Source organism: Tenacibaculum sp. IMCC1 (genome assembly GCF_054906355.1).
This window is the reverse complement of the sequence record NZ_CM142818.1, coordinates 2,993,533-3,019,801: the sequence shown is the minus strand read 5'-3', so window position 1 is coordinate 3,019,801 and position 26,269 is coordinate 2,993,533. Positions and strand designations below refer to the sequence as shown.

Annotated in this window: 27 protein-coding genes; 16 read left to right on the top strand and 11 right to left on the bottom strand. The window is 30.8% G+C overall.

Annotated features, from left to right (window positions below):
- Nucleotides 1-95: 95 nt before the first annotated feature.
- The 6 genes from ACXIHB_RS14065 (at nucleotide 96) to ACXIHB_RS14040 (ending at nucleotide 7,220) form a co-directional block, all read left to right on the top strand.
- Nucleotides 96-287: a hypothetical protein gene (locus ACXIHB_RS14065; RefSeq protein WP_462098496.1), complete on the top strand. Its 192-nt coding sequence runs from the start codon at nucleotides 96-98 to the stop codon at nucleotides 285-287.
- A 193-nt stretch (nucleotides 288-480) separates the two neighbouring features.
- A complete protein-coding gene (locus tag ACXIHB_RS14060; protein ID WP_462098495.1) occupies nucleotides 481-660 on the top strand; it encodes a hypothetical protein in 180 nt (59 codons plus the stop codon).
- An 18-nt stretch (nucleotides 661-678) separates the two neighbouring features.
- Nucleotides 679-855: a hypothetical protein gene (locus ACXIHB_RS14055; protein ID WP_462098494.1), complete on the top strand. Its 177-nt coding sequence runs from the start codon at nucleotides 679-681 to the stop codon at nucleotides 853-855.
- 150 nt (nucleotides 856-1,005) lie between these two features.
- Complete coding sequence (locus ACXIHB_RS14050) at nucleotides 1,006-1,716, top strand: LOG family protein (RefSeq protein WP_047790084.1); 711 nt, start codon at nucleotides 1,006-1,008, stop codon at nucleotides 1,714-1,716.
- Nucleotides 1,717-1,826: 110 nt separating this feature from the next.
- Nucleotides 1,827-4,649, top strand: a complete 2,823-nt coding sequence (locus tag ACXIHB_RS14045) for a gluzincin family metallopeptidase (protein ID WP_462098493.1) — start codon at nucleotides 1,827-1,829, stop codon at nucleotides 4,647-4,649.
- Between the two features lie 117 nt (nucleotides 4,650-4,766).
- Complete coding sequence (locus ACXIHB_RS14040; RefSeq protein WP_462098492.1) at nucleotides 4,767-7,220, top strand: alpha-ketoacid dehydrogenase subunit alpha/beta; 2,454 nt, start codon at nucleotides 4,767-4,769, stop codon at nucleotides 7,218-7,220.
- Nucleotides 7,221-7,302: 82 nt separating this feature from the next.
- Here the strand turns inward: ACXIHB_RS14040 and ACXIHB_RS14035 are convergent, their stop codons facing one another.
- On the bottom strand, nucleotides 7,303-8,073 hold the full coding sequence (locus tag ACXIHB_RS14035; protein WP_047790082.1) for an SH3 domain-containing protein: 771 nt from the start codon (nucleotides 8,071-8,073) through the stop codon (nucleotides 7,303-7,305).
- A 64-nt stretch (nucleotides 8,074-8,137) separates the two neighbouring features.
- Nucleotides 8,138-9,409, bottom strand: a complete 1,272-nt coding sequence (locus tag ACXIHB_RS14030) for a DUF2851 family protein (protein WP_462098491.1) — start codon at nucleotides 9,407-9,409, stop codon at nucleotides 8,138-8,140.
- 213 nt (nucleotides 9,410-9,622) lie between these two features.
- Between ACXIHB_RS14030 and ACXIHB_RS14025 the strand changes: the two genes are divergently transcribed.
- From ACXIHB_RS14025 to ACXIHB_RS14005, 5 genes are all read left to right on the top strand, one after another.
- Nucleotides 9,623-10,255, top strand: coding sequence for an NAD(P)H-dependent oxidoreductase (locus ACXIHB_RS14025; protein WP_159493722.1), 633 nt, complete (start codon nucleotides 9,623-9,625; stop codon nucleotides 10,253-10,255).
- A 63-nt stretch (nucleotides 10,256-10,318) separates the two neighbouring features.
- Nucleotides 10,319-11,914 (top strand): sodium:solute symporter, encoded by a 1,596-nt coding sequence (locus ACXIHB_RS14020; protein ID WP_462098490.1) that lies wholly within the window; start codon nucleotides 10,319-10,321, stop codon nucleotides 11,912-11,914.
- The gene (locus ACXIHB_RS14015; RefSeq protein ID WP_462099347.1) at nucleotides 11,907-12,035 is read left to right on the top strand and encodes a hypothetical protein; all 129 of its coding nucleotides are present in this window, start codon (nucleotides 11,907-11,909) and stop codon (nucleotides 12,033-12,035) included. The genes ACXIHB_RS14020 and ACXIHB_RS14015 overlap by 8 nt, the downstream gene beginning before the upstream one ends.
- 23 nt (nucleotides 12,036-12,058) lie before the next feature.
- Nucleotides 12,059-12,559: a cupin domain-containing protein gene (locus tag ACXIHB_RS14010; protein ID WP_047790079.1), complete on the top strand. Its 501-nt coding sequence runs from the start codon at nucleotides 12,059-12,061 to the stop codon at nucleotides 12,557-12,559.
- A 187-nt stretch (nucleotides 12,560-12,746) separates the two neighbouring features.
- Nucleotides 12,747-14,099 (top strand): TrkH family potassium uptake protein, encoded by a 1,353-nt coding sequence (locus tag ACXIHB_RS14005; RefSeq protein WP_073184557.1) that lies wholly within the window; start codon nucleotides 12,747-12,749, stop codon nucleotides 14,097-14,099.
- Nucleotides 14,100-14,144: 45 nt separating this feature from the next.
- Here the strand turns inward: ACXIHB_RS14005 and ACXIHB_RS14000 are convergent, their stop codons facing one another.
- Nucleotides 14,145-14,768, bottom strand: a complete 624-nt coding sequence (locus ACXIHB_RS14000; RefSeq protein WP_159613818.1) for a LysE family translocator — start codon at nucleotides 14,766-14,768, stop codon at nucleotides 14,145-14,147.
- Nucleotides 14,769-14,877: 109 nt separating this feature from the next.
- Here ACXIHB_RS14000 and ACXIHB_RS13995 point away from each other — a divergent pair, with 109 nt between their 5' ends.
- A complete protein-coding gene (locus ACXIHB_RS13995; RefSeq protein WP_047790076.1) occupies nucleotides 14,878-15,771 on the top strand; it encodes a LysR family transcriptional regulator in 894 nt (297 codons plus the stop codon).
- A 61-nt stretch (nucleotides 15,772-15,832) separates the two neighbouring features.
- Here the strand turns inward: ACXIHB_RS13995 and ACXIHB_RS13990 are convergent, their stop codons facing one another.
- The 3 genes from ACXIHB_RS13990 to ACXIHB_RS13980 form a co-directional block, all read right to left on the bottom strand.
- The gene (locus ACXIHB_RS13990; RefSeq protein WP_047790075.1) at nucleotides 15,833-16,090 is read right to left on the bottom strand and encodes a DUF6952 family protein; all 258 of its coding nucleotides are present in this window, start codon (nucleotides 16,088-16,090) and stop codon (nucleotides 15,833-15,835) included.
- Nucleotides 16,091-16,092: 2 nt separating this feature from the next.
- Nucleotides 16,093-16,401 carry a thioredoxin family protein gene (locus ACXIHB_RS13985; RefSeq protein WP_047790074.1) on the bottom strand — a complete coding sequence of 103 codons (309 nt, stop codon included), beginning with the start codon at nucleotides 16,399-16,401 and terminating at the stop codon, nucleotides 16,093-16,095.
- A gap of 92 nt (nucleotides 16,402-16,493) precedes the next feature.
- Nucleotides 16,494-17,135, bottom strand: coding sequence for a peroxiredoxin (locus ACXIHB_RS13980; protein ID WP_047790073.1), 642 nt, complete (start codon nucleotides 17,133-17,135; stop codon nucleotides 16,494-16,496).
- A 289-nt stretch (nucleotides 17,136-17,424) separates the two neighbouring features.
- Here ACXIHB_RS13980 and katG point away from each other — a divergent pair, with 289 nt between their 5' ends.
- The 4 genes from katG to ACXIHB_RS13960 all read left to right on the top strand — a co-directional run bounded on the left by katG (nucleotide 17,425) and on the right by ACXIHB_RS13960 (nucleotide 20,737).
- Nucleotides 17,425-19,617: a catalase/peroxidase HPI gene (gene katG, locus ACXIHB_RS13975; RefSeq protein WP_073184562.1), complete on the top strand. Its 2,193-nt coding sequence runs from the start codon at nucleotides 17,425-17,427 to the stop codon at nucleotides 19,615-19,617.
- Nucleotides 19,618-19,828: 211 nt separating this feature from the next.
- The gene (locus ACXIHB_RS13970; RefSeq protein WP_047790071.1) at nucleotides 19,829-20,188 is read left to right on the top strand and encodes a YtxH domain-containing protein; all 360 of its coding nucleotides are present in this window, start codon (nucleotides 19,829-19,831) and stop codon (nucleotides 20,186-20,188) included.
- Complete coding sequence (locus ACXIHB_RS13965; RefSeq protein ID WP_159493717.1) at nucleotides 20,188-20,550, top strand: phage holin family protein; 363 nt, start codon at nucleotides 20,188-20,190, stop codon at nucleotides 20,548-20,550. The genes ACXIHB_RS13970 and ACXIHB_RS13965 overlap by 1 nt, the downstream gene beginning before the upstream one ends.
- Nucleotides 20,534-20,737, top strand: a complete 204-nt coding sequence (locus tag ACXIHB_RS13960) for a hypothetical protein (RefSeq protein ID WP_159493716.1) — start codon at nucleotides 20,534-20,536, stop codon at nucleotides 20,735-20,737. Before ACXIHB_RS13965 ends, ACXIHB_RS13960 begins: the two co-directional genes overlap by 17 nt.
- 304 nt (nucleotides 20,738-21,041) lie before the next feature.
- Here the strand turns inward: ACXIHB_RS13960 and ACXIHB_RS13955 are convergent, their stop codons facing one another.
- The 5 genes from ACXIHB_RS13955 to ACXIHB_RS13935 form a co-directional block, all read right to left on the bottom strand.
- Complete coding sequence (locus tag ACXIHB_RS13955; protein ID WP_047790068.1) at nucleotides 21,042-21,443, bottom strand: VOC family protein; 402 nt, start codon at nucleotides 21,441-21,443, stop codon at nucleotides 21,042-21,044.
- Between the two features lie 95 nt (nucleotides 21,444-21,538).
- Entirely contained in the window at nucleotides 21,539-22,702 is a 1,164-nt protein-coding gene (locus tag ACXIHB_RS13950) for a sigma-54-dependent transcriptional regulator (RefSeq protein ID WP_047790067.1), read from the bottom strand.
- 186 nt (nucleotides 22,703-22,888) lie between these two features.
- Nucleotides 22,889-23,830: a mechanosensitive ion channel family protein gene (locus tag ACXIHB_RS13945; protein ID WP_462098489.1), complete on the bottom strand. Its 942-nt coding sequence runs from the start codon at nucleotides 23,828-23,830 to the stop codon at nucleotides 22,889-22,891.
- An 81-nt stretch (nucleotides 23,831-23,911) separates the two neighbouring features.
- Nucleotides 23,912-25,234: an ABC transporter permease gene (locus tag ACXIHB_RS13940; RefSeq protein WP_462098488.1), complete on the bottom strand. Its 1,323-nt coding sequence runs from the start codon at nucleotides 25,232-25,234 to the stop codon at nucleotides 23,912-23,914.
- 3 nt (nucleotides 25,235-25,237) lie between these two features.
- Nucleotides 25,238-26,167, bottom strand: coding sequence for an ABC transporter ATP-binding protein (locus tag ACXIHB_RS13935; protein WP_073184572.1), 930 nt, complete (start codon nucleotides 26,165-26,167; stop codon nucleotides 25,238-25,240).
- Nucleotides 26,168-26,269: the final 102 nt, after the last annotated feature.

Genomic DNA, 26,269 nt, shown 5'->3' with positions numbered 1-26,269 from the left:
CGCGAAGAATAGACACAAAACCTTGAGTGTCTTTAAATAATTCAAGGATTATTAAATATTTAAACTTTTTAATCATGAAAAAATAAATCTTAAACTTGGGTAAACCTTTAAACAAAGCCAATCAAAAACAAATTAATGGAGGAGGGCTTTCTGATTGTAGTACTTACTCTGGTCCTTATTGTTATAGCGATGTTGAAAGTAACTGTGGTAGTTGTCTTGAATATAAAGCTCTTCCTGAAGAGCATAAACCTTGTGTACTTGTTGACTATTATTGTGAAGTGCAATAATAATCAATGAGTAATTTTAAATAAAGTTTCAAACTAAAAAACTTAGCTGTAATAGGTATCCTTAAGAAAAACTCAGTGATTTTTTTTACTAAATTACAGCTAGTTAAATATAATTCTCTCGCGAAGAATAGACACAAAACCTTGAGTGTCTTTAAATAATTCAAGGATTATTAAATATTTAAATTTTTTAATCATGAAAAAATCAATCTTAAAATTAGGTAAAGCTTTAAACAAAGCCAATCAAAAACAAATTAATGGTGGAGTAGCACGAGGTTGTTATCAAGACGGTAGAAAATGTTGTCAAACTGGTCCAGGAGGACATACTTTCTGTGATGCTGGTAGATGTGACAGATTTGGATGTATTTGGTATTAAACTTAAAATTTTTTAATCATGAAAAAATCAATCTTAAATTTAGGTAAGACTTTAACTAAAGTTGAACAAAGGAGTATCAATGGAGGTGTACCTATTGAATGTTATTCTAATCCTATCTGCCCTCCATATGGATGTTGTGTAGTAAGAGGAAATACATGTCAAGTTATTGACCCAGATGGAACTCGGTGCTATTAAACTTACCTACAACATTAAACTACCTTGATTTCAAGGTAGTTTTTTATTTTTATCTTGTATCTATCCATAAAAAACCACTAAATTAGCAAGCTTGCTAAAAATTAAATTTTAGCTATTTAATTTGTTATTTAATATAAAAGTAGAAGAATTATGAGTCCGAATGATGACAGAAAAATTAGAGAAAAACTACAACAAAAAACTTGGAATGAAATAAAAACCAACGATTCTTGGGCTATATTTAAAATTATGTCTGAGTTTGTTGATGGATATGAAAAATTAAGTAAAATTGGTCCATGTGTATCTATTTTTGGTTCTGCCCGTACAAAAACCGATGATCCTTATTATAAATTAGCTGAAGAAGTTGCTTTTAAACTAACTCAAAGCGGATTTGGTGTTATTACAGGAGGAGGGCCTGGTATTATGGAAGCTGGAAATAAAGGAGCACACCGAGGAAAAGGTACTTCTGTTGGTTTAAATATTGAACTTCCTTTTGAACAACATGACAACCCATGGATTGACCATGACAAAAACTTAAACTTTGATTACTTTTTTGTTCGTAAAGTTATGTTTGTTAAATACTCACAAGGTTTTGTTGTTATGCCTGGTGGATTTGGTACTATGGATGAACTTTTTGAAGCCATAACACTAATACAAACTAACAAAATTGGACGTTTCCCTATTGTACTTATGGGTAAAAAGTTTTGGGGAGGCTTACTTGACTGGATTAAAAACACATTATTAGAGGAAGGAAATATTAGTGAAAAAGATTTGAATTTATTTAGAGTTGTTGACACTGCTGACGAAGCAGTTGAACACTTTAATAAGTTTTATGCTAAATATCAGCTAAAACCAAATTTCTAAAAATTTTTATCTTTAAAGCTCGTTGTAAATACAACGAGCTTTTTTATTTTCACAAAGTTTATGAAACTTAAATGTTTTCTGTAAAACTTTTAAACTCGCATTATATAATATTGAAACAGAAAATACTCCTTTTAGTATGTACTTCCATCTTGTATTGCTTTAAAATAGTAGCACAAGAAAACTCTGTTGAAATAAAAGCTAAATTAGATATAGGCAACGATGTTATTCATATTCTACAAAAAACAACTTTTTACAATCACTCTTCTTCTAATCTAGATTATATTTTTTTACATAACTGGGCAAATGGTTATAAAAACGATGATACTCCCTTAGCAAAACGGTTTATTGAAGATTACAAAAAAAACTTTTACTTTTCAAAAGAAAAAGATAGAGGCTACAGTAAAATAAAAAACTTAACTGTTAACTTTAAACAAGTTTCATTCAAAGAGAATAAAAATCAACAAGATATTATTAAAGTACTACTCAACAAACCTTTAAAACCAAAAGACAGCTTAATAATACGTACCTCATATTCTGTGAAAATTCCAAATGCAAAATATACAGGATATGGAAAAACAAAAACTGGATACCATTTACGTTTTTGGTATCTAACTCCTGCCGTATATGATAAAAAATGGCAACTGATGAGTAACTTAAATTTAGACGATCTATACGAGGAGCTCTCTAATTACTCTATTTCTATAGATATTCCTAAGAATTATCATATTGAAAGTAATTTGTATCAATATAAAACTGAACACAATAGCTATACAAACTATTATTTAGTTGGCGCCCAAAAAAAGGATATTATACTCCATATTGACACTGTTAAAACTTTTAAATCTTTTAAGCTAAAGGATAAAGAAATTAAAACTGATGCCTACCTTAAAAAAATCACGAATGAAGAGACTACCAAAATTATAAATAAACAAATACAATTTATAGAAGACTTTATAGGTAAACACCCTCATCCTGAAATTTTTGTAGATTCTCGAACTATTAATAAAAATTCATTACATGAAATTTATGGGCTTCCAAGCTGGTTGAAACCTTTTCCTAAAAACTTTAGATGGGAAACTGGGTTCTTTAAAGCTCTTACTCAGAAATATTTCGACGATATTATTATTCAAAACCCAAGAAAAGATTATTGGCTTACTGATGGCTTGCAAACTTTTTTAATGATGGAGTATGTAAAAAAATACTATCCTGAAATTACTTTTCTAGGAAAATACTCTAAGTATTGGCCAATAAAAACATATAACATTGCTCAATTAAAGCAGAATGACAAATATCCTCTAGTATATCAGTTTAGCTCTCGAAAATTTTACGATCAATCTTTAATAACCTCTAGTGATTCTCTTTCTAATTTTAACAGAAAAGTTGTTAGTAAATACAAAGCAGGTTTAGGTATTAAGTATTTACACGATTTTGTAGGCGATAGTATTTTAAAAAAATCAGTAAAAGAATTTTATATTCAAAATCAATTAAAGCCCTCAAGTAGTAAATACTTTGCTCATATACTTCAAAAAAACACTTCAAAAGATTTGCAATGGTTCTTTGGAGATTATCTTACTACCGATAAAAAAATTGATTACAAAATAAAAAAGGTAGCTTATACCAAAAATAAAGACTCTCTAATTGTTACAATTAAAAATAAAAGAACGTTTAAAGCTCCTGTTGCACTATATGGCATCCAAAATAAAGATATAAAATTTAAAACTTGGATTACTAATATAGACTCTACCAAAACAGTTAAAATTAAAAGAGGCGACTTCAATAAACTAGCTTTAAACTATGAAAACAACTATCCTGAATTTAACTCTCTTAACAATTTTAGAAATGTAAATAATAGCTTTATAAGCAAGCCTCTCCAATTTCGTTTTTTTAAAGATTTTGAAAACCCCTATTATAATCAGTTATTTTATTATCCTGATATTAAGTATAATTTGTATGATGGTTTAATACTTGGAGTAAATATAAATAATAGATCACTAGTTAATCACAACTTTCAATTTAGTTTAACCCCAAACTATAGTCTAAAAAGTAGAAACTTTACAGGATCTTTTTCTGTAGCATATAATCATTTTTTAAGAGACTCTAAGATTTATAAAATACGATATGGAGTTTCAGGAAGTAACTTTCATTACGCACCTGAATTAGGGTATAATACTTTAAGTCCATTTATTAATTTTCAATTTAGAAGAAATACACTCCGCGATATAGGTTCAAAATTCTTAATAGCTCGAATGGTTAGTATTAATAAAGAAGTTGCACCTAACAATACTCAGAGTGATCAAGACAAGTATAATATTTTTAACCTTCGCTATATCAACAACAAATTTGATGCTATACGCAGAATACAGTATGCTGCTAACCTTGAAATAAACTCTAATTTCAGTAAAATTTCAACCGATTTTCGTTATAGAAAGTTCTTTACTGCTAATGAAAGTTTTGAAGTCCGATTTTTTGGTGGACTCTTCTTATCAAACAAAACAGAAGGAAATTACTTTAGCTTTGGATTAAATCGCGGAAATGATTACTTGTTTGAGCAAAATTTATTTGGTCGCTCAGAAAGTGAAGGTATCTTTAGTCAGCAGTTTGTCGTTGGTCAAGGAGGTTTTAAATCTAAATTTAAAGAACCATACTTTGCTAATCAGCTTATAACATCTATTAATACCAGTGTAAGCGTATGGAAGTGGGCAGAAATTTATAATGACGTTGCCATGTTAAAAAACAAAAATACCTCTCCAAAGTTTTTTTATGAAAACGGTATTCGATTAAACTTCCTTCCTGAAATATTTGAATTTTATCTTCCTATTTACACCAATGAAGGTTTTGAAATCAATAAAAGAGCCTATCCTTCAAAAATTAGATTCATCATTACAACAGATATTGATAGAATTTATAATTTTATTAGAAGAGGTGTATTATAAATATCTCAATAATTACTTTATTTTAGTTGTTTTTTTGAAGAATATTCAACGAAAATAGAAATTTTTAAATATCAACTAAAAAACCTATCTTTGTAACCATACCTAAATTAGATGATTATGACGCAAAATACCGAAATAGTTAATACTCAACAGCTTTCTTTTCAAGATTTTAAAAATGAAGTTTTAAAGGACTATAGAATTGCTCGTATTAGTCGAGAATGTAGTTTATTAGGAAGAAGAGAAGTTTTAACAGGTAAAGCTAAATTTGGAATTTTTGGAGATGGTAAAGAAGTACCACAGTTAGCTATGGCTAAAGCTTTTCAAAATGGAGATTTCAGATCAGGTTATTATCGTGACCAAACCTTTATGATGGCTATTGGAGAATTAACTCCACAACAATTTTTTGCAGGATTATACGCACATACTGATATTGATATTGAGCCTATGTCTGCCGGTCGTCAAATGGGAGGACATTTTGCAACACATTCTTTAGATGAAAACGGTAACTGGAAAAATTTAACCGCTCAAAAAAATTCATCATCAGATATCTCTCCTACTGCAGGACAAATGCCTCGTTTATTAGGATTAGCACAAGCATCTAAAATCTATAGAAATGTTAAAGGTTTAGAAAAGCATACTAACTTTTCAATCAACGGTAACGAAGTTGCTTGGGGTACTATTGGTAATGCTAGTACAAGTGAGGGATTGTTTTTTGAAACTATCAATGCTGCTGGTGTTTTACAAGTTCCAATGATAATGAATGTTTGGGATGATGAGTACGGAATTTCAGTTCATGCACGTCATCAAACTACTAAAGAAAGTATTTCAGAAATATTAAAAGGATTCCAGCGTGAAAATGAAAGTAATGGGTATGAAATTTTCGTAGTGAATGGCTGGGATTATGTTCAGTTAATTGACACTTACAACAAAGCTTCTAAAATTGCTAGAGAGCAACATATACCTGTATTAATTCATGTAAAAGAATTAACACAACCTCAAGGACACTCTACTTCAGGTTCTCACGAACGTTACAAATCGAAAGAACGTTTACAATGGGAACAAGAGTTTGATTGTATTGCTCAAATGCGTAAGTGGATTTTAGAATTTGAACTAGAAAATGAAGATGGAGAGACTTTAAAATTTATTGATTCTGAAGAAGATTTAATCAATATTGAAAAAGAAGCGAAAAAAGAAGTTAGTAAAGCTAAACGTGATGCTTGGAGCGCATATACAAACGAAATAAAAGCAGAAGTAGCCGAAGCTATTGCTTTGTTAGATACCATTGCACAAAAAAGTAACAACGGTTCTTTCATTTCAAAATACAAAAACGATTTAGCGGCAATTGCTGAACCTATAAGAAAAGATATTTTAGTAGCAGCACGTAAAACGTTACGTTACTTAAGAGATGAAGATTTCACTGAAAAAACTGCACTTCAAAACTTTATTAAAACTTCAATTGATAAAGCTGCTGTAAAATATTCAGCTCATTTATTAAGTGAAACTGAATTAGCTACTGAAAAAATTTCTGCCGAAGCTCCAACCTATGCTTCTGAAAAAAATATGGTAGATGCACGTATTATTATGCGTGATAACTTTGATGCTATTTTAGCAAAACACCCTGAAGTGTTAATTTTTGGGGAAGATGCTGGGTATATAGGTGATGTTAATCAAGGGTTAGAAGGTTTACAAGAAAAGTTTGGTGAGTTACGTGTTTCTGATACAGGTATTCGTGAAGCGACTATTTTAGGTCAAGGTATTGGTATGGCAATGCGTGGTTTGCGCCCAATTGCTGAGATTCAATATTTAGATTATTTACTGTATGCTTTACAAATTATGAGCGACGATTTAGCTACGTTGCGTTACCGTACTTTTGGAAAGCAAAAAGCTCCGTTAATTATCCGTACCCGTGGACATCGTTTAGAAGGAATTTGGCATTCAGGTTCACCAATGGGTGGAATAATAAACAATGTAAGAGGAATTCATGTATTAGTTCCTCGTAACATGACTAAAGCCGCTGGGTTCTATAACACTTTATTGGAAGGAGATGATCCTGCCTTAGTCGTAGAATGTTTAAACGGATACCGTTTAAAAGAAGAATTACCAACAAACTTAGGAGATTTTAAAACTCCAATTGGTGTTGTTGAAACTATCAAAGAAGGAAACGATATCACCATTGTTTCTTATGGTTCTACCCTACGAATTGTTGAAGAAGCTGCTAAAGATTTAGCACAAGTAGGTATAGATGTAGAAATTATAGATGCTCAAAGTTTATTACCTTTTGATATTAATCACGATACAGTTAAATCAGTGGCTAAAACAAATCGTTTATTAGTTGTTGACGAAGATGTTCCTGGAGGAGCTTCAGCTTATTTATTACAAGAAATTGTTGAAAATCAAAATGGTTATAGACATTTAGATAGTAAACCACAAACATTAACAGCAAAAGCACATAGACCTGCTTATGGTACCGACGGAGATTACTTCTCTAAACCATCTGCAGAAGATATTTTTGAAAAAGTATACGAAATTATGAACGAAGCAAACCCTTCTAAATTCAAGAGTTTGTATTAATAATTAATTTTAAAATAATTAAAATAAAAAAAACGATTTTAGAATATTCTAAAATCGTTTTTTTATTCGCTTTTTTATATAATTATTCAGCTACTTTTTCTGCTACCGCCTCAGTAGCCGCTTCTGCTTCCTGCGTATCTAAAGGCTGATTTTTTGACTCGTAATCTTCTATTTTATTCTCTATAACTGGGATAAACTTAGAAGAAGATAGATCTGAATTATTTATAACATCTTTCAATGCCTTTATTCTTTCTGTCATTGTTGGTTGAGTATTTGCTATTCCTGCAAATTTAGCTGTTGCTATATCAACTTGATCATTTGTAATATTAGAAGTTTTTACCCAACCTTCTTCTATATACTTCCCTTCAGATCTTTTTCCTTTAACTTTAATCCAATCGCCTTGAGTTTCAGTCACAGCAATAATATCCATAACGCTGTACTTTTTTTCTGTTTTAGTAAGTAAATCTGGCCTTTTGTAAACTACTGCCTCTTCTAACATAGCTCCCACTTTACCATTAACAGCTAAAAAGGTAGATCTAGTCCATCCTTCTTTTCCGTCAATCAACTTTACTTTGTAATACTCTTTCTTAGAAACAGAATCTATAGTTTCTTCTCCTGTTAAGGTTACTTTTTCTCCTAAACTAATAGAAGTTATCCATTTCCCTTTTGCAGAAGCACTTTCTCTAATAGATAATTTATCTAATAAACAAATTGCTGAAGTAGACTTTTCTTCTTTTTCACTAATAGATTTTTCAGTTGTTGAAGTATCTCCTTTGTTTTCTGAGTTTTTGTCGTCTTTACAACCTATACAAATAGTAGACACTAATGCAATAGCAATTAATATTTTTTTCATTATTATAAATTTTTTACGCAAATATATCATTTATTAATTAAATAATTTAACATGCTTTATTTACTTATTTGTTTAAAATAAAATTCCCAACATTACAGCTTAAACATTTTTTGTTTTGGCAATAATTATTTTTCAACTCTAATAAAGCCTGAGATTCAAAAGCATTTTTTGCTTTAATTTTTAACTCATCAAACTTATTTATAATTGAATTTTTTTCTGGGTGTATTTGTTGTATCAATTTTAACAAACTTTCTTCATTAACCTCTCCTCTAGCTTGTTCATAAACAAACTTTAAAGGAATAATTGTATTAATAATCAACAAGTCAATAAATGATTTTGTAAGTATTTTAACTGATTTTTTTGACTCAGAACCAAACGTATAATGAGTTTTCCAAAACTCATTTACTTCAACTGTAAATAAATTATAAAAACCCTCTATTTTATTTACATCCATTAAGCTTGAAAATAAGCTTTCATATTTATTATATAAAGCCACTAATTGCGCTATTCTAATCGTAGGAAAGTTATTGGGGCGCATTCTAAAAAATTGAAAACGGTGTTTTATTAATGATTGTAGCCTGTATTTGTGCTTTATATAAACATACTCATTTTTAAGTTGCTTATAATAACTCTCTTCTATTTCATCAGCTAAAAAACCTGCCTGTCCAAACAATAAAGCAGATAGCTGCTCTTCGTTAAATCGAACTTTACGTAACACAGAAAAATCAAACGATTGTGCTAGTTCTAGGAAAGCTGTTCCATTAACTTTCAATCCGAAATTCTTAGCTAATAACTGAAACAACACCGCTTCATAATCATTATTTGATTTTTTTAGCAGCTCTTTTATTACCACCGATTTATTCTCTAATCGTTCAAAATACAAACGTTCTAACCAGTTATTTAATAAAAAAGAATTGATTTCTCCTATCTGCTTTTCACAAGGAATCCATCGTCGTTCTTTTAAAAACAATTTTCTATAATTTACCAATACATCTTCTTGAACAATTTTTTGTAATTCAACCGTTGGTAATGGATGATTATTTTTCATAAACACATCAGAATCATGTTCCCACACAACATGTAAAATAACCGCATCATAATTCACATCTTTTTCATGATGATGCGCGTACCAATCTGATGACTTTATATGAATTTCAACATTTCCAACCCATAGCTGCCCATCAATCTTCAATTTTGTATTCAAAAAATCAGGTCCTGAATTCGTATTATGACTCCCTGTGTTTAATACTTCAACGATTTCTCCTTTTACTGATATTAAATTTGCTTTGCTAAATAGTTTATACTGCCAAATAAAGTGCAAGAACTCTTCTTTCATACATTTTTTTATTTTCAATGTACAAAATATTTTTATGATACTATCAATATTAATTATTCGAAGTATTTTTAGACTACTTTTTATTCTTCTATTTTTGTCAAAATAAATTACTATAGGTAAACTTACAGGATAACAATGTAAGGGCACGTTTTTAATTTAGAGATAAACCTTGAAGTATTTTAACTCTCAATTATCGAGTAAAAATTAAACCACATGAATAGTATAGAAAATTTACAATGGCGTTACGCTGTTAAAAAATTTGACGAGCATAAATTTCTTTCCGAAGAACAAATTAATATTTTAAAAGAAGCATTTAATTTAACTGCTACTTCTTATGGATTACAACCTGTAAAAATGGTTGTGGTTAAAAACAAAGATTTACAACTACAATTGGTGGCACATTCTTGGAATCAACACCAAGTTGCACAGGCTTCTCATTTATTGGTATTGTGTACCCCAAAAGAACTTACTACTAAAGATGTTGAGAGCTATTTTAAATTAGTAAAAGACATAAGAAACACACCCGATGAAATTTTAAATCCTTTCAAAGAGTTTTTAACTAACGATATAGAGAATAAATCTCCTGAAGTATTATTCCATTGGATGAAAAACCAAGCATATATTGCTTTAGGAAACTTAATGACTGTTGCTGCAAATGAAAAAATTGACAGCTGCCCTATGGAAGGTTTTGTTCCTGAAAAATATGATGAAATTTTAGAATTAGATAAATACAACTTACAATCAGTTTTAGTATTACCTGTTGGTTTTAGAGCAGAAGATGACTACATGAAAGACTTAAAAAAAGTTCGTAGAAAAACAGAAGATGTCGTTATTGAGCTTTCTTAGACAACACTAATTATGAATTACGATTGATAATTTTAGTACATTCGTAATTCATAATTTAACTATATGCAACCGTTACATATACTACTCCTTATTTTAGCCTATTTTGGTGTATTAATTTTTATCTCATACATCACAGGTAAATCGGCAAACAATCAAACATTTTTTAAAGCAAACAACTCATCTCCTTGGTATTTAGTTGCCTTTGGTATGATTGGAGCATCATTATCTGGAGTTACTTTTATTTCGGTTCCTGGTTGGGTTGAAGGTGACAAAATGAGTTATATGCAAATGGTACTAGGGTACGTATTAGGTTATGCCGTTATTGGATTGGTACTACTTCCACTCTATTACCGATTAAATTTAACTTCAATTTACACCTATTTAGAAGGACGTTTTGGTAGATATTCGTACAAAACTGGGGCTTCTTTTTTCTTACTTTCAAGAACTATTGGTGCTGCCTTTCGCTTGTTTTTAGTGGCAAATGTGTTACAGTTAATTTTGTTTGATGCTTATGGAATTCCGTTTTGGGTAACAGTAACAATTACCATTTTACTTATATGGCTATATACTTTTAAAGGAGGCATAAAAACTATTGTATGGACAGACACTTTACAAACGTTGTTTATGCTAATTGCTGTTGGAGTTTGTATTGTAATGATAAAAGATGAAATGCAAATTGATAATTTGTTTTCGTATGTAACAGACAATAGCTTATCTAAAACTTTCTTTTTTGACGATGTAAAGGCTGGTAACTATTTTTGGAAACAATTCTTTTCAGGAGCTTTTATTTCAATTGTGATGACAGGTTTAGATCAAGACATGATGCAAAAAAACTTGACTTGCCGCAATTTAAAAGATGCTCAAAAAAACATGTTTTGGTTTACTATAGTACTCGTTATTGTTAACTTCTTTTTCTTAGCTTTAGGAATCCTGTTAACTGATTACGCTACAGTAAATGAACTAAACGCTCATAAAGACAACTTATTTCCTACCATAGCAATGAGTGGTGATTTAGGTATAGCTACTTCCCTATTCTTCCTTCTCGGTTTAATAGCAGCAGCATACTCAAGTGCTGATAGTGCTTTAACTTCGTTAACTACTTCTTTTAGTATTGATATTCTTGAAATTGACAAAAAAGATAATGAGCAAGAAAGAGAAAAAGCACGAAAGAAAATTCATGTGCTGTTTTCATTTATTTTAGTGGCTACTATCTTAATTTTTAAATATTTTATTGCTGATGAGAGTGTAATTGCTAAAATATTCCAATTTGCTGGTTATACTTACGGTCCGTTACTAGGTTTATATGCTTTCGGACTGTTTACTAAATTAAACATAAAAGACAAGTTAGTTCCTATCATTTGTTTAATGGCTCCTATTATAACTTATATTATTAGCTTTTACAGCAAGGAAAAGTTTGGGTTTGATTTTGGTTTTTTTGTATTGATATTAAACGGATTCTTAACTTTTTTAGGATTACTTTTGATAAGTAATAATAAACAAAGTAAATCAGCAATTCTGCCTATAATTATGTCTCTTCTTGGTTTTCTAAGAGCTATATTGAATGGATTTGAAGACTGGAGAGCTATATTATTCCTAATTTTAGGTTTTACTTGGCTCAGTATTATTATCTCTAGATTAAAAAGCAAGCATAATGCCTAAAAAAGGAAAAGCTAAAAATACTGTAAACAAAGCGAAACATACACGCTTAATGAAACAGAAAGAAAACAAACTTCGTTTGGAAAAACCAACGTACCAAAGAACGTTTAAAAGCCATTATTAAAAAAGTTAACGAACAAAAAGAAAATGACAGCTCAACAAATAATTAAAAAGTTTGACTTAACGGAACATCCTGAAGGTGGTTTTTATAAAGAAACCTATAGAAGCAACGGAATTATTAAAAACAAACACTTAAATTCTAACTTTGTAGGTGATAGAAATTACAGTACTTGTATTTATTTTTTATTAACTTCTGAAAAATTTTCTGCCTTTCATAAAATCAATCAAGATGAAATTTGGCATTTTTATAAAGGAAGTACCTTAAAACTACATATGATTTCTCCCAAAGGAAACTATTCTTTTGTATTGATTGGAAATAATATAGAAAATGATGAGCAACCACAATTTGTAGTTCCGGCTGGTTACTGGTTTGCTGCTGAAGTTAGTAAAGAAAACTCATATGCTTTTACTGGTTGTACTGTTGCTCCTGGGTTTGACTTCAACGATTTTGTTTTACCTAAAAGAGAAGAGTTAATACAACTATTCCCACAACATAAAGAAATCATAACTAAACTAACACATTTTTAAATAATTCTTCCTCACTACCTATATACAAATCTACTATATAGTGTATAAGAAGTAAGATTCTTTTACATTTCCTTTTCATCTATTAATTGATTAAATTTGTTACTTAGTATTACCTATCTACAGATACTAAAAAAAACTTCAATTATAAAAGTAACGAAATACTTAGCCGTTATTTTACTTAAAAAAAATGAAAAATAATACATACAAAAAGCTATCTATTTGGTATAAAAAATTCCAAATTAGCAAAACACCTCAAATGAATTTAGTTTGGGGATTCTTCTTATATACCTTTATCGGTTTTATTTTACTATCAATTCCTCTGTTTCATAAAGCAGATGTATCTTTTTTAGACAATCTATTTATCTCAACATCAGCAATATCAACTACAGGGCTAGTTACTATCAGTATTTTTGATTCCTATAATTTCTTCGGACAGTTTATTATAATGATGCTCATACAAATTGGTGGAATTGGCTACATGACACTAACAACCTACTACTTGTTATTTATCACAAAAAAAATAACGCATTGGCATAGTAAATTATTAGGAACAGAATTTACGTTACCTAATAGTATTAAAATAAAAGATTTTATTAAAAGTGTTATTGTCTTTACTTTAATTATGGAAACTATTGGAGTTATACTGTTTTATATTGCTTTTACCAATTCTGGTATGCAAAACTTAAAAGCCATTTGGTTTGCTATTTTCCATAGCGTTTCATCTTTTTGCACTGCGGGTTTTGGTTTATTCAACAATGGCTTTGAAGAATACCACGATAACGTTTTTATAAATACAACAATCTCTATTTTAGCTATAGCAGGTTCTTTAGGTTTTATTGTTGTTACCGATTTATGGTATCGTCTTTCTGGAAAGACTAAAGAAATATCCTTCACAACAAAAATTATTGTCTACGGATTTATATTCTTATTACTTTCAGGAACATTACTTACGTACCTATCAGAACCTTCTTTAAACCTAAACTCCAACCATTCGTTAATGACTTCTTTTTTTCAAACAATGTCTGCAATGACAACAGTTGGTTTTAATACTGTACCTATTGGTGGTTTTTCTTTACCAATATTATTACTACTTACTTTTTTAATGTACATAGGTGCATCACCATCTGGAACAGCTGGAGGAATGAAAATCACAACTTTAACAGCAATGATTTCTATATTAAAAAGTAGATTATTAGGACAAAAAAAGATTACGTTTTTAAACAGGATTATACCTTTTGATAGAATTTACATAGCAACCTCTACTTTTATGTTATATACCAGTTTAATTTTTTTATTCTCTTTTTTACTTTCATATAGTGAAAGCTTCTCTTTTGACAAAATATTGTTTGAAGTTGCTTCTGCTCTTGGCACCGTTGGATTAAGTACTGGAATTACTGGGGACTTATCAAACCTAGGCAAATTCCTCATAATTATTCTAATGTTCATAGGAAGAGTTGGTGTTTTAACTTTTGGTTTTGCTTTATTACAACAGAAACAAAACGAATTAGAAAAAATAAAATCTGACGATTTAGCCGTATAGTTTTTTAACCGATAGCGAAACACTAATCGCTATCGGTTTATAATTTTACATAAACGCTATCTGTAAGCCCATCAATACAAATATTACACCTGAAATTTTATTTAACCTTACCCCTATTTTTTCATTCTCTTTAATCTTAGTTGAAAATATCCCAGCAAACGATGTTAAAACCAAGTACCAAATGGTAGTCATTACCGCATAAATTACTCCCATTATTATAAAAGGAACTGGATTTTCTATCTCTGTTGGGCTTATAAACTGCGGAAAGAACGCTATAAAGAATAATGCAACTTTCGGATTTAATATATTTGTTACAAACCCTGATGTAAAACTGCTTTTTGCTGAATTTTTCTTTTGTTCTTCGTTTGTATTAGCAATCAGCCCTTTTTTTGACATCACTTTTGTTACACCTAAATAAATTAAATAAGCTGCTCCTAAATATTTAATCAATGCAAAGAATATTGCTGATTTAGCTACCATAATCGACAAACCTAATGCTCCAAACAAAGTATGTACTAGAGCCCCAGTGTTTAAACCAAAACTAGTATATACACCAGATCTTCTTCCTTGGCTAATTGACTTATTAATTAAAAAGACGGTTTCTATTCCTGGTGTCAAAACAAAAAGAATAGTTGCTACTAAAAATGCTATAAAATTCTCAATTCCCATTTCGTTACTTCTTTAAAAATGATTACAAAGTTTTTTATGCAAAGCAACAGCAGTTCTCTTTATTAAAAAATACTTATTTTTGACTGATTAATGCAAAAAACGCATTAAAATGACTATTCAACAGATTCGATATTTTTTAATTCTAGCAGAAGAATTACATTTTTGGAAAACAGCAGAAAAAGTTTACACCTCTCAATCGTCATTAAGTAGGCAAATTCAATCTTTAGAAGAAGAATTAGGTATTACTTTATTTGAGCGAGATAAAAGAAATGTAAAACTTACTGAAGCTGGTGTATTCCTTAAAAAAAAATGGGATGTTCTATTAGACGAGTTCGATCGTACACATCAACATGCTAAAAAAATTGATGAAGGTTCTTCTGGACTTGTTAGTATTGCCTACCCTGGCTCTATCTCTTACAACTATTTACCTGAATTACTCAAAATATTTTCAGAAGAGAAACCAGATTTAAAAGTAGAACTTATGGAGCCTACTGATATTACACTTGAAAAATTACTTTCTAGTTATCAAATAGATTTTGCTTTTAGCAGAAATGAAGTTCTAAATGCTTCTATTTTATCTGAAAGATTGTATGCTGAACCCGTTTGCCTTGTGGTTCCAAAAGATCATTGGATAACAGAAGATTCTTTTGTTGATTTAAGAGACGTAAAAGACGAAAAATTTATCCTTTCTGGTTTACATCATACTACTTATTTTTCCTCATTACTACGCAATATTTTTAACACTTATGGTTTTGAACCTCAAACTCATATTGAATCTGATTTTGGGAGTATGATATTAAACTTAATTGGTAGAGGTTTAGGAATATCTATTTTACCTTACTCATATCAGTTTTCTTTAAATACGAACATACGGTTTATTACACTACCCGAAAGCACAGAATTATATATCAATTGGCGCAAGAACGACCATAGAAAAGTAATTAAAAGTGTTATTGAATATTCTGTAAAATTAGGCAAAAACTACAACCGAAAGTTTGTATAAAACAAAAACCTGAACATTAGAAAATGTTCAGGTTTTTGTTTATTTGTATACGTACAAGTAACTATTTATCAATCGAACCTAAAACACGTTTCATAAAATTATTTAACGCTTCTTTTTTAGGTGTTCCATCTTTAATCATTTTATTAACTTCAATTGCTCCGTACATATTAGAGATTAACTCTCCTATAACGTCTAGCTCTTCATCTTTTAACGATGGAACCTCTGTTAAAGCTTCAAGCGTCTCAATAGTTTCTAGTACATAATCTTGGTCATTTTCTTCAATAAATGAAGTTAAATGTTTAATTACTGGTAATTTCATAACTAAGCTACTTCATTTACTAAATCCTTCAATACATCAAACTTATTGGTTTGAGTTTGATTTACTAATTTTCCATCAATATAAGTAGCAAAAGTAGGCAAGTTACTCACATCAGCAAGTTTTCTACTCTCTGGAAATTTTTCGGCATCAGCTATTACAAAAACCATATCTTCATTCTCAGAAGACAACTTTTTAAATTTAGGTTTCATAATACGGCAGTTACCACACCATGAAGCTGAAAACTGAACTACAACTTTTTTATTACCTGCAACAACTTCAGATAAATTGTCTTGACTTAATTCTTGTACCATTTCTTTAATTATTATCCATTTCGAAAGGAGCTCGTGCTCGACCCCTTCACTTATCTCACACGAACTTGTTTCCTTTCTTTAATTATGTCTAATTAGTTTGCTGCTAAATATTCTGCTGTTGCTTTTGCATTAGCTTGCATTGCTTCTTTACCTTCTTCCCAGTTTGCAGGACATACCTCACCTTTTTCTTGTACGTGAGTATAAGCATCTACTAAACGTAAATATTCATTTACATTACGACCAACTGGCATATGGTTTATTCCTTCATGAAAAACAGTTCCTTCTTCATCTATTAAATATGTAGCTCTATAAGTTACATTATCTCCTTCAACCTGTACAGTTCCTGTAGCTTCATCATAAACCTCGTTAGAGATGTCTAAGATACCTAAAATAGATGATAAATTACGATTACTATCAGCTAATAATGGGTAAGTAACACCTTCAATACCTCCATTATCCTTAGATTGGTTTAACCAAGCAAAGTGTACTTCAGGAGTATCGCAAGAAGCTCCAATTACAATGGTATTTCTTTTTTCAAATTCTGGTAATGCAGCTTGAAAAGCATGTAACTCAGTTGGACAAACGAAAGTAAAGTCTTTCGGATACCAAAACAACAACACTTTTTTCTTGTTTTTAACTGCTTCTTCTAATACATTTAACTTAAACGTGTCACCCATTTCGTTCATTGCATCTACGTTTAAACTTGGAAATTTTTTTCCTACTGCTGTAGCCATTTTATAGTTTTTTATTGATTAATATTTTTTTACAGGCACAAATGTATTTTGTTTCTTCTCATTTAAAGTGTGAATCTAAAAATATTTTTTTATTTCACTATAACTATAACCAATAGTTAACATATTTTTAAATCACTAAAAAAAATATACCTTTATATTCCAACACATTATAAAACACAAAAACAAAAACTATAGTTATTTATTATTTTAAAATAAAAAATATAGATAAAAATTATTCATTGTTTTATAGTAGCTTTGCCCTATTCTAACCTATTAAATTATAATAAAAATGAAAAACACAAACTCACATTCTTCGAAAGGTAAATGCCCTTTTTCTCAAGGCGCAAACACAGAAATACATGATAACATCATGGAGTGGTGGCCAAAATCATTAAACTTAGATATACTACATCAACACGATACCAAAACCAATCCTTTAGACAGTAATTTTAATTATGCTGAAGAATTTAAAAAATTAGATTTAGAAGCAGTTAAAAATGACCTTAAAGACTTAATGACCGATAGTCAAGATTGGTGGCCTGCCGACTGGGGACATTATGGTGGTCTAATGATTCGTATGGCGTGGCATGCTGCTGGTACCTATAGAGTTGCTGATGGTAGAGGTGGTAGTAATACAGGTAATCAACGCTTCGCTCCACTAAATAGTTGGCCTGATAATGGTAATTTAGATAAAGCAAGACGATTGTTATGGCCTATCAAGAAAAAATACGGAAACAAACTATCTTGGGCAGATCTTATAATTTTAGCTGGTAATATGGCTTATGAATCAATGGGCTTCAAAACTTTTGGTTTTGCCGGCGGACGTGAAGACATTTGGCATCCTGAGAAAGATATTTATTGGGGATCTGAAAAAGAATGGTTAGCGCCAACAGGGAGTAAAGGTTCTCGATATTCTGGAGACAGAGACTTAGAAAACCCATTAGCTGCTGTAATGATGGGATTAATTTATGTAAACCCTGAAGGGGTTGACGGAAAACCCGATCCTTTAAAAACCGCAAAAGACGTAAGAGAAACCTTTAAGCGCATGGCAATGAATGATGAAGAAACCGTTGCTTTAACTGCTGGTGGACACACTGTAGGAAAAGCACACGGTAATGGTGACGCAGGAGCCTTAGGTGAAAGCCCTGAAGGTGCAGAAGTTCAAGATCAAGGCTTTGGCTGGATGAACCCTAAAGGGAATGGAAATGCTGCAGATACTGTTACTAGTGGTTTGGAAGGAGCTTGGACAACTACCCCCGATAGATGGAACCATACATACTTTCATTTGTTGTTAAATCATGATTGGGAATTAACAAAGAGTCCTGCTGGTGCTTGGCAATGGGAACCTGTTAATATTGATGAGGCAGATAAACCTGTAGATGCTCACAATCCGAACATTAAAAGAAACCCAATAATGACTGATGCGGATATGGCAATGAAAATGGACCCTGAATACAGAAAAATATCTGAAAAGTTCTATAAAGATCCAGCCTATTTTGCTGACACCTTTGCACGTGCTTGGTTTAAACTAACACATCGTGATTTGGGCCCTAATACACGTTATTTAGGGGTTGATGCTCCAACAGAAACACTTATATGGCAAGATCCTGTTCCTACTGTAGACTATACTTTAAACGATACTGAAGTTGAAGAATTAAAAGAAAAACTATTAAACAGTGGACTTACTCGTACTGAACTTATCAATACTGCTTGGGATAGTGCTAGAACTTATAGAGGATCAGACTTTAGAGGTGGTGCTAATGGAGCACGCATTCGTTTAGCTCCTCAGAAAGACTGGGAAGGAAATGAACCTACAAGACTAAAAAGAGTATTAGATAAGCTTGCTGAAATTCAAGCTAGTTTAAGTAAAAAAGTTAGTATTGCTGATTTGATTGTTTTAGGAGGTAGTGCTGCTATTGAAAAAGCTGCTAAAGATGGTGGTGTTGACATTAAAGTTCCTTTTACCCCTGGAAGAGGTGATGCAACTGCTGAAATGACAGATACTGAATCTTTTGATGTTTTAGAGCCTCTACATGACGGATACAGAAATTGGCAAAAGAAAGATTATGTAGTAAAACCTGAAGAATTGTTATTAGACAGAACACAACTTATGGGGTTAACCGCTCCTGAAATGACTGTTCTAGTTGGGGGAATGCGTGTGCTAGGAACTAACTACGGAGGAACTAAACATGGTGTATTTACAGAAAATGAAGGTGTATTAAGTAACGACTTCTTTGTTAATCTTACCGACATGAAATACTCATGGAAGCCTTCAGGGGAAAACTTATACAATATTGTTGATCGTAAGACAGGAAACACTAAGTGGACAGCTACACGAGTGGATTTGATATTTGGTTCTAACTCTATTCTTCGTTCGTATGCAGAAGTATACGCACAAGACGACAACAAGAAAAAGTTTGTGAAAGATTTTGTAACTGCCTGGACTAAAGTAATGAATGCAGACAGGTTTGATGTAGTATAAATCACAACTAAATAATAATATTTTAAGCTAGATTTTTTTAATTAAAGAATCTAGCTTATTTTTTTACACTTTAATCACCACTCCCTCTTTCTTCCTCATAAGTCATTAATAGCAATTGAGTTAACATTTAAATTTATTGAGCTAAAGAAACATCAGCTATCAAAGTATTTTTGTTACAGAAATCATTTAATAATTAAAAAACAAATATATTATGAGTAACGATAAAAGTATTTTAGGCTTATTAGCAGGAGTAGCTGTAGGAGCAGGATTAGGCATATTATTCGCCCCTGACAAAGGGAGTAATACACGAAAAAAAATAGCAGACGGAGCAGCCTCTGCAAGAGATACCATTACTTCAGAAGCAACACACCTTAAAGAAGAAGTTAAGCATAAAGCTGAAAGCTTAAAAAATAATGTGGCTGAATCTCTTAGCAGCAAAACAAACTCATTAGAAGAAAAATTAGAAACTATTGTAACTGATGCTAGCTATAAAGCTGAAGATGTTATAACCCAATTAGAACAAAAACTAAAAGTATTAAAGGCTAAAAACAAAAAATTACAAACTAAATAATGTCGATATTCAAATCAATACATACCAACTCTGAAAAAGCAATTGAAAAAGGCGAAAGCTTTATAAAGAACTCTGAAGAATACTTTAAATTAAAAGTATTTTATATACTAACCTCTTCTTTAAGCATGATTTTCAATTTTGCTATTATAGGTATATTCCTACTTATTGCTTTTGTTTTTTTGGCTGTAACAATATCGGCAACCATAGGTAATTATTTAAACAATGTTGTTTTAGGATACTTGTTAGTAGCTTTACTTTTTATAATTTTCGCTTTAATAGCATATAGTATGAGAACAAATGTAGAGAATTTTGTAATTAAAAATTTATCTAAAAAGTATTTTGACGATGAAGAAAACCTATAATAATAGTAAAGAAATAACTAAAGAACTAAAATTACTGAAGCTTAAAAGAGATATTTCTTTAGAAGAAATTAAACTTGTAAAAGAACAATTTAAAGAAGATTTATCTGTCGGGAATTGGTTTCAAACTATATTTGAAACAGTTGGTAAGTTTGGAGTATATACTTTAGCTAGGAAATTTTTAAAATAACCTTTTTTCAACTCAATCTTGAATAGCTACAAAGCTTTAATCTAGGTGTAAGACATATAACTTCTTTCCTCTTATAATTAAAAAACCATCTTCTTCAGATGGTTTTTTAATTATAAGCTTTACTCATTACATACTCAATATTGTTATCATTTTTATTTTCTTTTTTTGTGTTTTTTAAAGCTTCATACCCCTTAATTCTGTTAGCTTTTATAAACTTTTACAAAACAACAAAGATGAAATTGTATTAGCTTCTTTCTAATACAACTCCACCTTTATTTATATAACAATTATTGTAAACTACTTACTATAACTTACAGTTTACCATCCAACGTATATTAAATTTATCGGTACAAGCCCCATACAGTGCGTTCCATTCCGTTTCCAATAGTTCAGTATGAACTATACCTCCGTTAGACAACTCATTAAAAACAACAGTAGCTTTCTCCTCATCATCTAAATCAACACTCATTTGAATATTATTACCACTATTTAGCGGAGTATCTGGAGAAACATCATACGCCATAATGTGAATCCCCTTCCCTTTCAATTCTGCATGTTGTATTTTATGCCTGTAATCCTCTGGAATATCTCTCTTTGAGTCTTTGTACGTTTGTTTGTTTACAATTTTTGCATTAAATAAGTCTGCATAAAAATTTAATGCGTTTTGACATTCTCCTCTGAATGCTAAGTATGCTTGTATGTTCATAATTTTTATTGTTTTGTATAAAAATAAAAACAAGCATCTATATAAATTAACTCTATTGCTGTGATTATTAACTCAAAAATTTAAAACGTTATTAATTATTTACTAGCAAATAGTTTTACATCATTTTTAGAAACTTCTTTTTCTCCTAAAATAAGTAAACGTTCAACTACATTTCGTAATTCTCTAATATTTCCTGTCCAATCATACTCTTGTAACAATTTAATAGCATCTTCCGAGAAACCTTTCTTAGGCATCCCTTGTTCTTCAGAAATTTTCTTTGCAAAGAAATCTACTAATAACGGTATATCTTCTCTTCTATCGTTTAATGCAGGAACTTTAATTAAAATCACTGCTAAACGATGATATAAATCTTCGCGGAAACGTCCTTCTTCTATTTCCTTCTTTAAATCTTTATTTGTTGCAGCAACTACACGCACATTTACTTTTATATCTTTATCCGAACCTACTCGTTGAATACGATTTTCTTGTAATGCTCGTAATACTTTCGCTTGTGCCGACAAACTCATATCTCCAATTTCATCTAAGAAAATGGTTCCTCCATTAGCTGCTTCAAACTTTCCTGCTCTATCTTTGTTAGCTCCTGTAAAACTCCCTTTTACATGCCCAAACAATTCACTTTCTATTAACTCAGAAGGTATAGCTGCACAGTTTACTTCAATCATAGAACCTTTAGAACGGTCAGATTTTTCGTGTAACCAATGCGCTACTAACTCTTTTCCTGTTCCATTAGGTCCGGTAATTAAAACTCTTGCCTCTGTTGCAGACACTTTTTCAATAATATCTTTAATATGAGTAATAGCATCGCTCTCTCCAATCATTTCATAATTCTTACTCACCTTCTTCTTTAAACGCTTATTTTCTACTACCAACTCCTTTTTATCTAGAGCATTTCTTACAGTATTCAATAATCGATTTAAATCTGGCGGTTTAGAAATATAATCAAAGGCTCCTAAGCGCATGGTGTTTACTGCAGTATCTAAATCACCATGACCAGAAATCATTACCATTGGTATTTCAGGTTTTAACTTTCTAGCTTTTTCCAACACCTCAACACCATCCATTTTTGGCATTTTAATATCACACAAAACCAAATCGTAATCTGTTTTCTTTATCATTTCAATTCCTTGCAAACCGTCTTCAGCTTCTTCTACTTCATAGGAATCGTTTTCTTCAGAAATAATTTTTTTTAATACTCTGCGAATTGCAGCTTCATCTTCTATTATTAATATTTTACTCATATTTTTTTTAGTCTTTTAGATATTAAAAAGGCTAGTTTAATAAATTCTTGAAATCAGAAATCATTTTTTGGAGCTCACCTACTTCGTTTTCTGAACCTATTAACGTTACTTTATTAACACATTCTTTACAACAAGAAAGAACCATTGGTGGTTACAACTCAAAAAGCAAGCCAAACATTTTTCAGCTTAATTATTTAGTTCTTCTTTAGAATTTCCTTCCTCTTTACCTTCAATTTCTTTCTGATTGTTTTGGAGTACCTCTTTTTTTGGAGGTTCAAAATGCAACCCTTTGGCATCTACAATATGTATATCTCTTTGAGGGAACGGAATACTTATATTATGCTCTTTAAACAGCTCGTCTATTTTAAACCGTATATCACTTTTTGGTATCGCTGCCTGAAAACTATCATTTAACGTAAAAATTAATTTAAAATTTAACGAACTATCTCCGAAATTTTCAAAAAGTACTAAAGGAGCTGGATGCTGGTATACTTTTGGATGTTCACTGGCCGCTTGCAACAATAATTTTTTCACTAAAGCTACATCACTACCATAGGCCACACCCACTGTTACACTTTCTCTAGTTGTAGTACCATTTTGCGTCCAGTTATATAGGCTGTTAGATAAATACTTGTGATTAGGAATAACCAATACTTTATTATCGATTGTTACGGCTCTAGTGGTTCTCAGTTTTATCTCTTCCACCCTACCAACTTTTCCATCTAGTTCAATAATATCCCCCACATGAACACTTTTATCAAGAATAATAAAAACTCCAGAGATTATATCTTGAAAAAAGGTTTGTAACGCCAAACCAATACCTATTAACAAAGCAGAAGACGCTACTAAAATCGCACTTAAATCGACTCCTGCTGAACTTAAACCTATTGAAAAAACAATTACATATACTAACCAACTAGTAAATGAGAAAATAGTATCAAATTTATTTTTGTCTTCCTGTTCTAGTTTACTTTTTGCTAGTACTTTTAAATATTTCAACAAAAGCTTCACTAAAAGTAAACCTACTATTAAAAACAAAATTGTTTTTACTGTAAACTCAATATCTTTTCCTCCTATTGGTATTCTATAGTTTAGAAAATCCGTTATTTCTTTTATTATTTCTTTCATCCTAGTTTATGTTATAATCGTTACACACAATTTATAATCAACACTTTTAAACAATATTAAGTAATTTCATAAAAGTGTTAATTACCCATTATAACGAATCCATTTCCATAAATCTTTGTAGGTTGGTTTTTTACCGTACATTAAAATACCTACACGATAAATTTTAGCGGCAATCCATACAATTACCATAAAAGTAAGAATTAATAGCAACATAGAAATGGCTATTTCCCACCAAGCAACTCCAAACGGGATTCTCATTAACATCACTATTGGAGATGTAAAAGGTATATAAGAAAATATTACTGAAACCGGACCATGAGGATCGTTAATAACCGTTGCAAAACCTACATAAACTGCCAAAATTAACGGTAGCATAATAGGCATCATAAATTGTTGTGTATCCGTTTCATTATCTACCGCAGCACCTACTGCTGCAAACAACGAACTATACAACATATACCCTCCTAAGAAGTAGAAAATGAATAAGAAAAACATTTTTACTAAAGGCAACCTAAAAATTTCTTGCACAATCATTTCACCTTTATTGGTTGCTGTTTGTTGAATAGCTTCCATTTGTTCTGGTGATACTTTTGCTGACTGCATTTCCATCATATCAACTCCAAAGAAAGAAGATGCTACTAGGCTAAACACTAAAAACAAAATTCCCCAAATAAAGAACTGTAACAATCCAGCTGATGCATTTCCAATAATCTTTCCTAACATTAATTGAAAAGGTTTTACTGAAGAAACGATTACCTCAATAATTCTACTTGTTTTTTCTTCAATAACACTACGCATTACCGATGTCCCATAAATCATTACAAACATCATCAATAAATATCCTGCGATAGCTCCTACACCAATCTTTAATCCGTTGATTAATTTTGATGATTTTTCCCCAGAGAAATTCAACATTTTAATTTCTGATGAAATTTTAGACTCTTCTATATGCGCAATATCAATTCCGAAGCTTGTTAGTTTTTTATGACGTAACTCCTTATCAATTTTATCTTCTAAACGTTCCATGATAGACATACTTGGCGAATCTTTAGAGAAAAACTCAATCGATTTTGCCAACATTTCTAAACTATCTTGTTTCGGAATGTATAAAGCTCCGTAGTAATCTCCTTCTTCGACCTTCTTTTTAGAGTTTTTAATTCCTAAGGCTGTAAAATCTTCATACTTTACTGTTTTTGAATCTTTAAAAATATCTTTAGAGAACATTCCAGACTCATCAACATATACTATCTTCTTAACCTTTTCATCGTTCTTTTTCATTAAAAAAAATACTAAAGCCCCCATACCAATCATTAACAATGGACTTAAGAAAGTCATAACGATAAACGACTTATTTCTAACCTTAGCAATAAACTCGCGTTCTATAATTAATCGTAATCTTTTCATTGCTTAACTGTTTTTATGGATTGCTTGAATAAAAATATCGTTGGCACTTGGCACTAACTCTACAAAATGTTGTACTTGTCCCTGAGTTGTTAAATACGATAACAAATCGTTTGGAGAACTTCCGTTGGTAAGTTTTACATTTAATTTTAACCCTTCATTTAACAATTTAAAATCTGCTGGTAAAACCTCAAAGTTTTCTTTTAGCTTTTGCTCCACTTCTTTTGAATTAGAAGTAGCTAATCCAACCTGAAAAGTATTTGTTCTAAACTCCTTTTTAATATCTTCTAGCTTACCATCTAAAATTTTATTCGATTTGTTAATCAACGCTATATAATCACACATTTCCTCTACAGACTCCATTCTATGAGTAGAAAAAATAATGGTAGCTCCTTCATCACGCAACTGTAAAATTTCTTTAGCTATTAGTTGCGCATTGATAGGATCAAATCCAGAAAAAGGCTCATCAAAAATTAATAATTTAGGCTGATGTAATACCGTTACTATAAACTGTACCTTTTGAGCCATCCCTTTAGACAACTCTTCAATCTTTTTATTCCACCAAGCTCCAATATCAAATTTATCAAACCAATATTTCAATCGTTTTTTAGCTTCCGATTTACTCAACCCTTTTAATTGAGCAAGGTATAATGCCTGCTCTCCTACCTTCATACTTTTATACAACCCTCTTTCTTCAGGTAAATATCCTATATGTTCTATATGGTTTGGAGCTAACTTCTCTCCATCTAAAATAATTTCACCAGCATCAGGCATTGTTATTTGGTTGATAATTCTAATAAGCGAGGTCTTTCCTGCACCGTTAGGCCCTAACAAACCAAAAACACTACCTTTAGGAATGTGCATTGAAACATTATTTAATGCAGTATAATCGCCATAACGTTTTACTACATTATTAATTTCTAATAAATTGTTCATAGATTTATAGTTGATTAATTACCGTTTATTTAAAAACAGTAGTGACAAACTTACATATTTTTATACTCAATTAGTATACGCTTCTCTCTAAACGTTACAAGA